Origin of the sequence: Bradyrhizobium sp. AUGA SZCCT0169, assembly GCF_018130085.1 — a bacterium.
Taxonomy (GTDB): domain Bacteria; phylum Pseudomonadota; class Alphaproteobacteria; order Rhizobiales; family Xanthobacteraceae; genus Bradyrhizobium.
Genome location: NZ_JAFCMC010000066.1, coordinates 1 through 14,023 on the forward strand (window position 1 = coordinate 1; position 14,023 = coordinate 14,023).

General features: G+C 60.9%; 11 protein-coding genes and 2 pseudogenes. 11 read left to right on the plus strand and 2 right to left on the minus strand.

From position 1 onward, the window contains the following. From JQ609_RS34530 to JQ609_RS34545, 4 genes and pseudogenes are all read left to right on the plus strand, one after another. A pseudogene (locus JQ609_RS34530) lies at positions 1–270 on the plus strand (N-acetylglucosamine kinase); the annotation flags it as partial. A gap of 19 nt (positions 271–289) precedes the next feature. Next, positions 290–1,234 (plus strand): N-acetylmuramic acid 6-phosphate etherase, encoded by a 945-nt coding sequence (locus tag JQ609_RS34535; RefSeq protein ID WP_212214914.1) that lies wholly within the window; start codon positions 290–292, stop codon positions 1,232–1,234. 11 nt (positions 1,235–1,245) lie between these two features. Then, positions 1,246–2,244, plus strand: a complete 999-nt coding sequence (locus JQ609_RS34540; protein ID WP_212214912.1) for an SIS domain-containing protein — start codon at positions 1,246–1,248, stop codon at positions 2,242–2,244. Between the two features lie 477 nt (positions 2,245–2,721). Beyond that, positions 2,722–4,464 carry a methyl-accepting chemotaxis protein gene (locus JQ609_RS34545; RefSeq protein ID WP_212214866.1) on the plus strand — a complete coding sequence of 581 codons (1,743 nt, stop codon included), beginning with the start codon at positions 2,722–2,724 and terminating at the stop codon, positions 4,462–4,464. A gap of 1,362 nt (positions 4,465–5,826) precedes the next feature. Here JQ609_RS34545 and JQ609_RS34550 read toward each other — a convergent pair. Beyond that, complete coding sequence (locus JQ609_RS34550; protein ID WP_212214856.1) at positions 5,827–5,964, minus strand: hypothetical protein; 138 nt, start codon at positions 5,962–5,964, stop codon at positions 5,827–5,829. A 128-nt stretch (positions 5,965–6,092) separates the two neighbouring features. On the opposite strand from JQ609_RS34550, the gene JQ609_RS34555 reads away from it, so the two are divergent. The 7 genes from JQ609_RS34555 (at position 6,093) to JQ609_RS34585 (ending at position 13,799) form a co-directional block, all read left to right on the plus strand. Next, positions 6,093–7,484 (plus strand): sugar ABC transporter substrate-binding protein, encoded by a 1,392-nt coding sequence (locus tag JQ609_RS34555; protein WP_212277088.1) that lies wholly within the window; start codon positions 6,093–6,095, stop codon positions 7,482–7,484. A gap of 4 nt (positions 7,485–7,488) precedes the next feature. Continuing rightward, on the plus strand, positions 7,489–8,421 hold the full coding sequence (locus JQ609_RS35435) for a carbohydrate ABC transporter permease (protein ID WP_212039158.1): 933 nt from the start codon (positions 7,489–7,491) through the stop codon (positions 8,419–8,421). Next, complete coding sequence (locus JQ609_RS34565) at positions 8,418–9,257, plus strand: carbohydrate ABC transporter permease (RefSeq protein WP_212214854.1); 840 nt, start codon at positions 8,418–8,420, stop codon at positions 9,255–9,257. The genes JQ609_RS35435 and JQ609_RS34565 overlap by 4 nt, the downstream gene beginning before the upstream one ends. Beyond that, complete coding sequence (locus JQ609_RS34570) at positions 9,254–10,306, plus strand: ABC transporter ATP-binding protein (protein WP_212214853.1); 1,053 nt, start codon at positions 9,254–9,256, stop codon at positions 10,304–10,306. Before JQ609_RS34565 ends, JQ609_RS34570 begins: the two co-directional genes overlap by 4 nt. A gap of 1 nt (position 10,307) precedes the next feature. Further along, positions 10,308–11,087, plus strand: a complete 780-nt coding sequence (locus JQ609_RS34575) for a GntR family transcriptional regulator (RefSeq protein ID WP_212277090.1) — start codon at positions 10,308–10,310, stop codon at positions 11,085–11,087. A 39-nt stretch (positions 11,088–11,126) separates the two neighbouring features. After that, positions 11,127–12,767: an arylsulfatase gene (locus tag JQ609_RS34580; RefSeq protein ID WP_212277092.1), complete on the plus strand. Its 1,641-nt coding sequence runs from the start codon at positions 11,127–11,129 to the stop codon at positions 12,765–12,767. A 204-nt stretch (positions 12,768–12,971) separates the two neighbouring features. After that, complete coding sequence (locus JQ609_RS34585) at positions 12,972–13,799, plus strand: formylglycine-generating enzyme family protein (RefSeq protein WP_212214846.1); 828 nt, start codon at positions 12,972–12,974, stop codon at positions 13,797–13,799. Here JQ609_RS34585 and JQ609_RS34590 read toward each other — a convergent pair. Further along, a pseudogene (locus JQ609_RS34590) lies at positions 13,734–14,023 on the minus strand (hypothetical protein); the annotation flags it as partial. The gene JQ609_RS34585 and the pseudogene JQ609_RS34590 overlap by 66 nt on opposite strands.

Sequence of the window (14,023 nt, forward strand, 5' to 3'; positions counted from 1 at the left end):
GGCGATCCGGTCGGCCGTCGCGTTGTCGAACGCGCGGCGGATGCCATTGGCGATCTGCTTGATCTGTTCCTGGCGAGAGGAATTGACCGGCTCTCGTTGGTAGGCGGGCTCGCGGATGCCATTACGCCTTGGCTGACGCCTGACCTGCGCGCCCGCCTGAAGTGTCCTGACGCGGATGCGGCGGCCGGCGCGTTACTGGTGGCACGACGGCGACTTGACCTACCTAAGAGAGAAACTGACCATGAAGAGGCTTCGCAGTTCCGCGTTTGATGGCGAATGGATCAACGAAATGGCCACCGAAGAAGTCGATCCCCGTTTTGCCGATCTTGATGCATGGTCGCTAACGTCAGCCATGGAAGCTATGTGGGAGGGCCAGCTTGCGGCAGTCGCAGCGATCGGCCATGCCCTTCCCGCGATCGCTGCGGCGACCGAAGCGGCCAAGGCGGCGCTGGGTGATCATGGACGCATTGTGTATATCGGAGCCGGCACCTCGGGCCGGGTGGCCGTTCAGGACGGCGCCGAGCTGATGCCGACCTTCGCCTGGCCCAGCGAGCGCGTCCGCTTCATCGTCGCCGGCGGAGACAGCGCGTTCGTCACCAGCATCGAGGGTGCCGAGGATGACGTCGACGATGCGGTCACGCAGATCAATGCCACGCGGCTCACACCGCACGACGCGGTGATCGCCGTGGCCGCCAGCGGGACAACGCCATTCACGGTCGCCGCCCTACAGCAGGCAAGCTCTTTCGGTGCAGTGACGATCGGTGTTGCCAACAATCCCGGCACCGCACTGCTGACGTCGGCAAAGTTTCCGATCCTGATCGAGACCGGCCGCGAACTAATCGCGGGCTCCACGCGGATGAAGGCGGGCACCGCGCAGAAGGTTGTGCTCAACCTGATCTCCTCAGGTATCATGCTGCGCCTTGGCCGGGTGTACCGTGGCATGATGGTGAACATGCAGCCGACCAATGCCAAGCTGAAGCGGCGCGCCGAGGCCATGGTGGCGCAAATCGCGCAATGTGATCCGTCGCATGCGGCACGCTGGCTTGAGCAGGCCGAGGGAGACATCAAGACGGCAGGCCTTCTGGCGCTGGGCGTCGACAGGGTTGATGCCGAGACCATTTTAAAAAGCTGTGACGGCAACCTGCGGCGAGTGTTTGCTGAACTCGCCAGGGATCATGACCGGCATCCCAAAGGAGGGGCTGCGCACAAGCAAGGCGGAGCCGTTGCGCCGTGACCACTTCCGCGATGGCGAGCGAAATCGGTGAAAGCGCAGATGTCGTCGCCAAAATTGTTCGTACCCGCTCCGCCACGCGCGACATCGCACAGCGAGTTGGGATTGGCTCAGTCCCCCTGTGCGTCGTATGCGGCCGGGGAAGCTCTGGGCATGCCGGAGTTTACTTAAGATATCTTATTGAGACGCGGCTTCGTCTCCCCGTTTCGCCCAGCGCCCCTTCGGTGATCACGGCATTTCGGACACGGTTGATGCTGCGCGATGCTCTGTTCATCGTCATTTCGCAATCCGGGCGCAGCCCGGATCTTGTCGCGGCGACCAAGTCGGCGCGCGCCGCGGGCGCCCGCACCATCGCCATCGTCAATGCGACGTCGTCGCCAGTGGCTGACGAAGCGGAATTCGTCATTCCGATCGACGCCGGCCAGGAGCACTCCGTCGCCGCGACCAAGACCGTGTTAGGCTCGATGGCAGCTGGCGCCGGACTTGTTGCCGAACTGGCGGAAGATCTTGCGCTTCGGTCAGCTCTCGACAGGCTGCCGGAGCGCCTGCACCGCGCACTTGCGCTCGACTGGCTCAAGATTGCCGATGATCTCGCCAAGGCATCAGCTGTGTTTGTGGCAGCGCGAGGCCTAGGCCTAGGCTCGGCGCGGGAGATCGCCCTCAAACTTTCGGAAGTCCTGCGCCTACCTTCCATTGGTCTGAGCGCTGCCGAGCTGCAGCATGGACCGCGCGCCGCGCTATCATGGCGCACGCCGGTTGTCATGATGCGCCTCATGGACGAAACGGCGGCCTCGGTCGACGCCCTGACAGAGGAACTGCGAAAGCAAAAGGTCGCGCTACATCTATGCGGCGGACCGCATGGCTCGCTGTCCTGGTTGGCCGAGGATGATCCCGCCACCGACCCGATCACCATGCTCATTCCGGCTTATCGAATGATCGAACACACAGCCCGCGCTTCCGGATTTAACCCGGATCGCCCCCCTCGCCTGAGCAAGATTACCCAGACGTTTTGACAGCTCACTAATCGCTGGTTGCCGGGCCGAAAGCTGGAGCACGTTTCGCAACCGCGAGCCATCTCACCAAAACGCAACGCGGTAGCGACTTGGCGTCCAAAAAATCAAAGCGATGGTGTTGATCAAAAGCGAAGTTAAGTTTGACGAACAACTCTCGTGCAGGACGATTTCATAGCTCCCAAAAGCAGCTTCGCAAACACGATGCGTCCGCTGGATCAAGACTCGATCGGTCGCCCCGGCGGTCTGAAGTAGCTCGTTTAAAGAAAGAGGCGTGATCTTGGCGTGCGTCGCTTTTCGATGGCACGCGAAACGTGCATGTTTTCAGGCGGTTAGATGAGCCATACCGTAATTATACCCACCGGTCGTTAAGACTAACCTCGAAGATTGACGGTAGGCTTCCACAAAACAGCGAACGCACCGTTCTCCCGGTTGGGGTATTTCCGGCGCCATTTCCACTGAACATCAATGGGGGACACTATGAAATGGATTCTGAATCTTCGGATCGGGACAAAGCTCGCCCTCGCGTCCGTAGCCGCCGCACTGCTGGTAGGATCAATGATCGCCAGCCAGCTGATTGGCAATAGTGCTATCAAGAGCACGTACAAGAGTGCCCTTGAGCAACAGATCATCGCGCGCGATGCCATCGATGCAAAAGCTTCGATCCGCGGTATGCAAACGGGGACTCGGGATCTTAGGCTCGCCACCACGCCGATGGATCTTCAGAAAGCTAACGAGTATTTGAGCGCGCGGCTGAAGTCGATGCTGACGTACGCCGATGAGATGCTTAAACTATCGCACTCCGCGGATAATCGGGCACGCATAGAGCACCTCAAGGCGAAAGCTGGCGATTATTTCAAGGGGGCGCAGCAAATCGCAGCGCTGCGGAAGGAAGCGATTGGAGCAGGTACAGCGGGATCGCCTGATGGGGTCCAGAAGATCGCCAAACTGAACGATGAGGCGGTGCGCATAGCCCGAGAAGTAACCCTGCCGATCGCCGCCGAATTGGAACAGGTTGCCAACCAAGTGGCTGATTTCGCCAAACACAGGGTTCAAGAAGAAAATGCGGAAGCGGCTCGCGAGATGGTAGCTGCCGAGCGCGTTTGCCTAGCTGTCGGCATCTGCGCAATGCTCATGCTGCTTGGCACGTGGCTGTTCTCCTTTATGACCATTGTAAGGCCCATGCGTGCCTTGACGGCTGCGATGGATGAACTCGCCGGGGGCAACTTCGCCGTGGTACTTCCTGGCCTCGGCCGCAAGGACGAGGTCGGCGGCATTGCCGGTGCAGTCGAGAAATTCAAGGTCGTCGCGGAGCAGAAGGCGCGCGACGAAGCGGAGACCAAGCGAAGGCAGGACGAGATCGCGGTGCAGCAGCGCAAGACGGACATGGTCAAGCTTGCAGATCAGTTCGAAAGCGCGGTTGGCGAAATCGTCGAAGCGGTTTCCTCGGCCTCCACAGAGCTTGAAGCATCAGCGGTGACGCTTACCGCCACCGCCGAACGTTCGCAGGAACTAACAACCACGGTCGCTGCCGCCTCCGGCCAAGCCTCGGCTAATGTCCAGTCGGTCGCCTCAGCAACGGAGGAGTTATCTTCCTCCGTTACCGAAATCAGCCGGCAGGTGCAGGAATCCGCACGGATTGCCAATGAAGCTGTGGACCAGGCCCGCGTTACTAATGACCGCGTGGGCGAGCTGTCAAAGGCGGCGGGCCGGATCGGTGACGTTGTTGATCTCATCAACACCATCGCAGGTCAAACCAACCTGCTCGCGCTCAACGCCACTATCGAAGCCGCGCGCGCCGGTGACGCTGGCCGCGGTTTTGCGGTGGTGGCTTCCGAGGTCAAGGCGTTGGCTGAGCAGACAGCCAAGGCTACGGGCGAGATCAGCCAACAGATCGCCGGCATCCAGGGTGCAACGGAAGAGTCCGTTACCGCCATCAAAGAGATTAGCTGCACCATTGAGAGACTGTCGGAAATATCCTCGACCATCGCGGCTGCAGTTGAGGAACAGGGGGCAGCTACGCAGGAAATTTCTAGAAACGTCCAACAGGCCGCGCAGGGAACCCAACAGGTTTCGGCAAACATCACCGATGTTCAGCGGGGTGCAGGTGAGACTGGCTCTGCCTCCTCTCAAGTGTTGTCGGCCGCTCAAATGCTGTCAGGCGACAGCAATCGTCTGAAAGTCGAAGTCTCCAAATTCCTTAGTTCGGTTCGCGCAGTATGAAGTAGGCAGGGCACGGGACTCTGTTGTGAGAGAGCTGTCGAGTGCGACTGCGACGCACTCGCCCCAAGGTAAACGGCTCTGAATGACATCGAAGTCCGAACCGGTCCTTTGCATGTTGAGACGGCGGGTTCTGGGGTTCACCGTCGGCTGATCCATCTGTGGGGTGACCTGCCCGTCGTGGTCGGCTGACTTGGAGCCGTGCTCTGGCACCGATGTCCGTAATCTTGCGATCGTTGGCATCCTGATGGTCAGTGCGATCCTTGTCTATTGGTTCGTCGGAAGAACGGACCGCGTGATATACATCGGACCGGAGAGGGCCAAGTCCCGGTGGACAATCAGGTCCCTCTCAAGACCGAGCGCCAGGAAACTATCTCATCGAGCGCAACGAGACTTACCGCGCCATGAAAAATCGGTTGCCGATACGATCTGAATTACGCTCCCACATTCCGCCGTACCGAGGTGGAACTACCTCAAGGCAGGCCAAGCATATCCGGAGCGTCACCCTAGTGAATTGTCCCTAAAGCGAACCCTTGCGAAGTTTGAGGCCGGGCGGGGTCTCTTCGCCCAGCCCGAACTCTGGATACTTCAACGAGATTCCTGTCCTCCTGTGGTCTCGATCGAGGCTAGGTCTAAGACGCGAGTGGTGCTATCGTCCGCGGCCCTGGGTCAAGATCGAGAACCGGAAACATCCGACGTTTTCCCGTTCTCGTTCGGATCCAAGCGGAACGGATATGCGCGCGCGATGAACTCGCGCAAGCTGCCGAGGCGCGCATATTGATTGTGATTACCGACGGCGCTTCCTCGACGATGCCATTGATTCAGCCTGCCTCAACTTCCGCGCGAAACGCCTCCGGGAACGCATTCGGCAAATACTCGGCCCGGAGCAAATCCGGCGTTAGACGCCGCGATCGCCCAACGTCGATCGGCCCGACTGAGCACAATCGATACGGCCGCAGACATCCGCGATGGCTGCCCGCCATCCGGCGTCTTTTTGGTGGGGATCGACACGCCGACCTCGACAGCGGGATCAGGAAAGCGCTGCCGATTAGGTCAGCTATATGTCTCGCTTCGAGCGTGTCGACGTTGCAAAAGAGCGCGTCCGCCTGGCTTGCGACCCGGACCGCCTTGCGAGTCATGATCGACTTGTTCAGGGGGAACGCCGCGCCGGAGCTCCTCGGCAATCTCGGCCTTTGGCTTTTTCAGCTCGACGTCCTGCAGGGTCGAATTCAGTATCGGGTTGAGATTGCGGCCCTCTACCTTGTCGAGTCGATGTAGGCGTTGCGCCCGAAACCCACGCGCGCGTTCTACTCGGCCGTAATCGAGCCCGTCCCCGAAAATCCGATAATCGTCGCCGAAAGCCGGTTAAGTTCGGCGGTCATGTCGGAGCGCGATGGGTCGATTAGTGCGATCGGGATGTGTGATGTCGGGGTCTGCGGCCAGTGCCGGGGCGGTCGAAAGATACGCGCCCGCGAGCGACAGCGACGCCAGATATTTGATCATTGTTTCCTCCTCCTGTTCGTTCCCCGCGACTGGTCATGAGCGCCGCAAAACGCCTAGTTTGACATGTTATAACATTTGAGCAAATGTCCTAACTTAACCGGCAAAAGCCGGAGCCAGGGAGGACGGAAATGGTGTCATTCAGGCCAACACGGCGGACTTTCCTCAAGACGGGCACGGCAGCGCTGATCGGCCTCGGGCCCGCGGTATTACTACGGCAGGCCACGGCGCAGGAGGCCGACCTCGCGCCCTACAAAGCGGCCAAGATCGACTGGCAGCAGGCATCCGGCGAAACCATCACGGTTGCAGTTATCCCAGCGAGCTATTTTGAAAACCTGATCACGGTCGCGCCGCAGTTCAAGACGCTGACCGGAATCGACGTTCGCTTCGAGAAAATTCCGCCGGCGCAGATCCGGCAGAAGGCCGTCATCGACCTCACCTCGAAGACCGGCACCTATGCCACCCATGCCGCCGACCCCATGTACTATTCGCTCTATGCCGCGAACAAATGGGTCGAGCCGCTCGACAGTTACCTCAACGACAAATCACTGACCGATGCCGACTGGTTCAAATTCGACGACATCATTCCGGCCTGGCGCGCCGCCGACAGCGTCGATGGCAAGCTCTATGGCGTGCCCTACGACGGCGAAGTCACCATCCAAGTCTACCGCAAGGATCTCTACGACGCGAAGGGCCTGAAACCCGCCGACGACTTGGCGGCGTTCGTCTCGAACGCCGCGGCGCTGAACACGCCCAACGATCGCGTCTGGGGAACGGCGCTTCGCGGCGTCGCCGGCGCGGGGCAGAATATGTACATCTATCCCTCGATCTTCCGCGAGTTCGGCGGCGAATGGTTCAAGGGCGGCAAGCTGACGGTAAACGGACCTGAAGCCGAACAGGCGCTGTCCTGGTATGTCGATCTGATGCGCAAGTCCGCACCAACGGCCGCGGCCAACTGGAACTGGCCCGATATTGCGGATGCCTTCTCACAAGGCACGCTCGCAAGCTACATCGACGCCCACTCCTCGGCTTCCGTGATCAACAACCCCGAGAAGTCGAAGGTGATCGGCAAGGTCGGTTATGCCCGTTGGCCGAAGGGACCCTCCGGCAAGCGCGTGAGCTCGATCTGGAACTGGGGTTTCCCGATCAATGCCGCGCAGACCGAAAAGAAGAAGAAAGCAACCTGGCTGTTCATCCAGTGGGCTGCGAGCGCGGAAACCCAGGCACGCACGGCGCACCGTTTCGCCGGACCCACCAAGCGCTCGGGCGTCAACCGGACCTCGATCTGGAAGGACGCTGAATACGTCAAGCTGATGAGCGGCTTTGGCGAAAATTTCGTCGAGGCAACAATGGCCACGCTGCAGGGCGACACCGACGTCGACTGGCGTCCGCGGGTGCCGCAATGGCCGGCGATCGGCGACACCATGGCGACCGCCATCCAGTCGGCGCTGTCGGGACAGGCCACCGTCAAGGCGGCGCTCGACGACGCCCAGCGCCGCGTCGAACCAATGATGCGGGGCTGACCGGGTGAAGCCGGCAACCGCGACGGCAGGCATCGCGACCGGGACCGCCGCAAGCGATCTCGGCCGCGTGCTGGCGCAGCGTGAGCGCCGGTTCGCGGCCGCATTGCTGGCGCCGGCCTTCATGGCGTTGCTGGCAACCACGACATTTCCGCTTCTGTTCCTGATCGGAACCAGCGCGTTCCGGATGGACCTAGCTATGCCATTCGCCGATGGCTTTGTCGGACTGGAAAACTATCGCACGCTGCTGACCGACGATCGGTTCTGGTCGTCGCTGCTGGTCAGTCTGGTCTATACCGGCGCCACCGTCGTGCTGCAGGTCGCGCTGGGATTGGCGCTGGCGCTGCTGGTGATGGACATGAAGCGCGGCCAGGGCTGGTTTCGCGTCGTCGCCATTCTGCCGGTCGTTCTTTCCCCGGCGGTGGTCGGCATGATCTGGCGTACCTTCATGCTGGCGCCTGAATTCGGCATCGTCGACTACCTCGCCATCAATGCCGGTCTTGGCAGCAAGAACTGGCTCGGCGATCCCCTGCTCGCGATGATCTCGGTGATCGTGATCCACACCTGGCAGTGGACGCCCTTTGCGTTCATGGTGCTGCTGGCCAGCCTCGCTTCGCTCCCGGAAGACATCTACGAAGCCGCACGGCTCGACCGCGCCAGCGCATGGCAGCGCTTCCGGCGCATTACGCTACCCCTGCTCCGCCCTGCTATCGTCATGGTCGTGATCATGCGGACCATGGTCGCCCTGACAGCGTTCGCCGCGATCTTCACCGTGACAGGCGGTGGTCCGGGCACCGCAACGGAAATTCTGAACCTCTACGCCTACCGGAAGTCCTTTACCGAATTGTCGATCGGTTACGGCTCCGCGCTTGCCGTCGCGCTGCTAATCGTGACCCTGCTGATCTCCGGCGTTCTGTTCGCACTGCGGAGAGCAAAATGACGGCGAAACGCTTCCGCTTCGTCGCGACCATGATCATCACGCTGATCTTCCTGCTGGCGTGGGTGTTCCCCATCGTCTGGAGCGTGCTGAACTCGCTCAAGACCGATCAGGATGTATTGGCCTATCCGCCGAAGCTGATCTTCCAGCCGACGCTTGAAGCCTATCGCGACGTGTTGTTCGGCTCGGGATCGATCCTGCCGAACCTGATCTCCAGCTTCGTCATCTCGATCGGAACTACCGTCATCACCATGCTGATGGCGGTGCCGGCCGCCTATGCGCTGGCGCGCCTGCGCTTTCGCGGCAAGAAATTCGCCGGCTTCTATGTGCTCGCCACCCAGATGCTGCCGCCGGTCGGCATCATTATTCCTTACTTCCTGATCCTGCGGAATATCGGTTGGATCGACACCTACCAGGGCATCATCCTGATCTATTTGTCATTCTCGCTGCCGTTCGCGATATGGCTGCTCGTGTCCTATTTCGAGGACATTCCCTTCGAGATGGAGGAAGCCGCCTATCTCGACGGCGCCAGCCGGATGCGGACGCTGTGGCGGATCATCATTCCGCAGGTGCGCGGCGGCATCGCGGTCACCATCGTATTCGTATTCCTCAATGCCTGGAACGAATTTCTGTTCGCGGTCGTCCTGAGCGGCAACACCGTGCGGCCAGTCACCGTCGCGATGTTCAATTTCGTGTCGGTCGAACAGACCCTGTGGGCCAAGCTCGCGGCGGTCTCGGTGCTGGCGATGCTGCCCGTGGTCATCCTCGGCATCATCGCCCAGAAGAATATCGTCAAGGGCCTCACGGTTGGCGCCGTCAAGGGCGGAGGCCGCCGATGACCGGTCGAGGTCAGGTACGTTTCGAAGACATCGTCAAGATGCACGGCGAGTTCAGCGCATTGAAGGGCGTGTCGTTCGACATCGAGCCCGGCGAATTCTTTGCGCTGCTCGGCCCATCCGGCTCGGGCAAGAGCACGACGCTGCGGATTCTGGCCGGCCTGGATGCGCCGACCTCGGGCCGCGTCTTCATCGACGGGCGGGACATCACGGCCACGGATGCGCGCGACCGCGACATTGCCATGGTGTTTCAGAGCTACGCGCTGTACCCGCACATGAGCGTGTACGAAAACATCGCCTTTCCGCTGGAAATGGCCAAGCTTCCGGTGGCCGAGATCGACGTTGCGGTGAAGGATGCCGCGCGTAAGGTCAAGATCGAGCATCTGCTCGATCGCAAACCCGGCCAGTTGTCGGGCGGCCAGCAGCAGCGCTGTGCGCTGGCGCGTGCCATCGTTCGCAAGGCACGCCTGTTCCTGCTCGATGAACCCCTCTCCAACCTCGACGCCAAATTGCGCATGGAAACCCGCGCCGAGCTGAAGAAATTGCAACGCTCGCTCGGCGTCACGGCTGTGTACGTGACCCATGATCAGGAAGAGGCCATGACGCTGGCCGACCGCATGGCGGTGTTCATGGCCGGCGAAATCCAACAGGTCGGCCGCCCGGCCGAAATCTTCGCAAAACCCAATTCGATCGATGTCGCCGCCTTCATCGGCAGCCCGCCGATGAACCTGTTGCCGGCCCGCCTTGCCGATGGCGACGTCATCATCGCCGGTCACCGCCTGAAGACCGCGATGCAGGCCGCCGGCGAGCGCGACGTCGTCGTCGGCATTCGTCCCGGCGCGCTGCGGATCGCGCCGGACGGACTCAAAGCCCGGGTCGAGCTGATCGAAGATCTCGGCGATACCAAGGTGCTCGACCTCGATTGCGCGGGAACCGCGATGCGGATTCGCGTCGGCGACGAAAGCGTCCCGCCCGAAGGCGCGGTGATTTCGATCGCCGCCCGCCCGCAAGACATTCATCTGTTCGACCCGGCCACGAGAAGGCGACTGTAAAATGCCCGCGCGCATCCGCAAAAAGGCCGAGACCATCCACGATGCCGCGTCCTCGGCTGCGGCCACTTCCCTGCCGCTGCACATTCAGGTTCGCGAGACCATTCGCCGCCAGGTCAAGGATGGCGAACTGATCGACAAGACCGGCCGCCTGATGACCGAAGCCGAGCTCGGCCGGCATTTTGGCGTCAGCCGCATCACTATTCGCAACGCCATCTCGCCGCTGGTGAACGAAGGCATGTTCGCCCGCGCCCGGGGCCGCGGCACCTTCCTGCGCTCCAACCAGCCGGAAAACTGGGTCGGAAAGTTGATGGGCTTTTCGGAGACCATCCGCGACGCCGGCTATCAGGCCGGCGCGAAGGTCCTGCAACAGGGTATGACCAATCGCCACGATGCCGGCGTCCGCGACCAATTGAAGGAACGCGCGGTCTGGCAACTCAAGCGCCTGCGTCTCGCCGACGATATCCCGATTGCCATCGAGCACGCCTTCTATCCGCCGGATATCGGCCTGGAACTCGAGAAGCGCGACCTGACTTCGATCATCATGTACAGCGTTTTCGAGGACGAACTCGGACACGCCATCAAGGAAGCCAACCAGACGATCGGCGCGTCGCTTGCCGACACGACCAGCGCCAAGCTGCTGGGCGTCAAGGTCGGCAGCCCGCTGCTGTCGATGGAACGCCTGACCCTGAGCAAGGACGAGCGTCCGCTCGAACTGCTGCGCTCGGTCTATCTGCCCGACTATTTCCGCCTCAGCATCAACCTGACGAGGCGTCATGCCTAACCACCCTCTCCCGCCACTTTGCACGAAGGACCAATAACCATGGCAAATGGTAAAACATCAGACAGCCCCAACATCCTGATCATTCTCAATGATGACATGGGATTTTCCGATATCGGCTGTTACGGCGGCGAAATCCAGACTCCCAACCTGGACCGGCTGGCGGCCAATGGCCTGCGCTATTCGCAGTTTTACAACACCGCCCGCTGCAGCCCGTCGCGTGCCTCGCTGCTGACCGGGCTTCATCCGCATCAGACCGGGATCGGCATCCTGACCTACAGCAACGGACCGGAGGGCTATGCCGGCAATCTGAACAAGAGTTGCGTCACCGTTGCCGAGGTTCTGAAGCAGAACAACTACATGACCTATCTCAGCGGCAAGTGGCACATTTCGTCCAGCCTGACCGAGCCGACCGATGCATGGCCGTTGCAGCGCGGCTTTGACTATTTCTTCGGCACCATTATCGGCGCCGGTAGCTTTTACCATCCGAATACGCTGACCCGCGGCAACGACAATATCGAGCACGAGGCCGAGAACGATCCTTCGTTCTTCTATACCGATGCCATTAGCGATCAGGCTGTCGCCTATATCAGGCAACATAGGCAGACGAGCCCAGGCACGCCTTTCTTCCAATATGTCGCCTACACGGCGCCGCACTGGCCGCTGCATGCCCATGACGAGGACATCGCCAAATACAAAGGCAGGTTCGATGCGGGCTGGGACGAACTGCGCGAGCAACGGCTGAAGCGCCTGGTCGATGACGGCATCATTCATCCGAACTGGCAATTGACCGATCGCGATCCAACCCAGCCACCGTGGACCAAGGCCGAGCACCGCGAATGGACTTTGCGCTGCATGGAGGTATATGCCGCACAAATCGACCGCATGGACCAGGGCATCGGCCGCATCATTGCTGCCCTGGAAGAGACCAGTCAGCTCGACAACACCCTGCTGATCTTCCTGTCGGACAACGGCGCCTGCGCCGAAGATATTCCGCAGGGCGTCACCGCGCGTGAACTGGTCGATCAGTTGATGATCGCCAAGGCCAAAACCCGCAAGGGCGAGCCGGTTCGCCTCGGCAACGACCCTTCGCTGATGCCGGGCGCCGAGGATACCTATCAGAGTTACGGAACCGCTTGGGCCAATTTGTCGAATACGCCATTCCGGCTCTACAAGCACTGGATCCATGAAGGCGGCATTGCGACGCCCTTCATCGTGCACTGGCCACGCGGCATCAAGGAGAAAGGCGGCTTGCGCCACAATCCGAGCCAACTGCCCGATATCATGGCGACCATCGTCGACGTGACCGGCTCGACCTACCCCAGGGAATACAACGGCAACACCATCGTGCCCTGCGAAGGCGAAAGCCTGGTGCCATCGTTTGCTTCCGCCTATGGCGGTCGCGGTCCGCTGTTCTGGGAGCACGAGGGCAACGCCGCGGTCCGTATTGGAAAATGGAAGCTGGTACGAAAATATCCGGGGACGTGGGAACTCTATGATATGGAGACCGACCGCACCGAGATGCGCGACCTCGCCGCGCAACATCCGGATCGTGTCCGCGACATGACTGAGCAGTATCATGCCTGGGCCAAACGTTGCGGCGTCATCCCGCGCGAAAAGATTCTGGAATTGATGAAGGCGGAAGGCGGGACCGCCTTCTGGGAAGAAGAGAAGCAGAAGTAACGTGTAACTGGCAACCCGAGCTGCGGAGCGCGATACCCATCGCTGAATTCCGAAATGGATAAGCATAATCCTGGTTGCTGCACGCAGGGCCCTGCCGACGATCCGTCGGCAGCGACAGGCTCTGTTGCGCCAACATCTCGGATTGAGCCGAGCCGAACCGTCGTCCCTCGCCGCTGGAGCCCTCCAATCGGTGGCACCTTCCTGATGGGATCGGAAGACAGTCGGTTTCCTGATGACGGCGAAGGTCCGGTCCGGCAGGTCACCGTCAGCGAATTTGAGATTGCGTGCTTTGCGGTCAGCAATCTGCAGTTCGGTGATTTCGTCCGCGCCACCGGATACACAACGGACGCGGAACGGTATGGCTGGAGCTTTGTCTTCGCTGGCTTTCTGCCTGAGAATTTCAAGCGACAGATCGGTAGCCGGGTCGCCGATACGCCATGGTGGATCCCGGTGCCGCACGCTTATTGGGCGCAGCCCGAGGGACCGCCGAGCACGGTCCTAGATCGTCTCGATCATCCGGTGGTGCACGCCTCTTGGAACGACGCCATCGCCTACTGTCAATGGTCGGGGACGCGCCTGCCGACCGAAGCCGAATGGGAAATGGCCGCGCGCGGCGGCCTGAAGCAGTCGACTTATCCCTGGGGCGACGAGGTGACACCTGCAGGCGAACACCGCTGCAACATCTGGCAAGGCGACTTTCCCAATCACAACACTGCCGGCGATGGTTACGCCGGAACCGCACCCGTCCACGCTTTTGCTGCCAATGGCTACGGCCTGCACAACGCGGCTGGAAACGTCTGGGAATGGTGCGCGGATTACTTCTCGCCCCGATATCACCGCATCACTGCGGCGCGCGATCCGTTACAGAGTGATCCATCGCTCAATCGCTCACTGCGTGGTGGCTCATTTCTTTGCCACGAATCATATTGCAATCGCTATCGCGTCGCGGCGCGCAGTTCCAACACGTCAGAAAGTTCGTCCAGCAATGTCGGTTTTCGGGTCGTTAAGCTTCGGAGCGAGCAGCGGAAATGATGACGCGTGTCGCCGCGATCGGTTGAACCCAACGCGGGCCGACTTGTCGAACACCGGAATGTGCGGCTCGATCGCGCGCTCGTTGACCAGCCACCCCAGCATCTCGGCTGAGCCGTAAGCACTGTCGGCGGCCAGGCGCTCGCAATCCGTCATGAGCGGCCAGTCGCAAATCGAATAATAACGAGTCTGCTTTTCACTCAGAAGCGGCCATCGCCCGCCCTGAT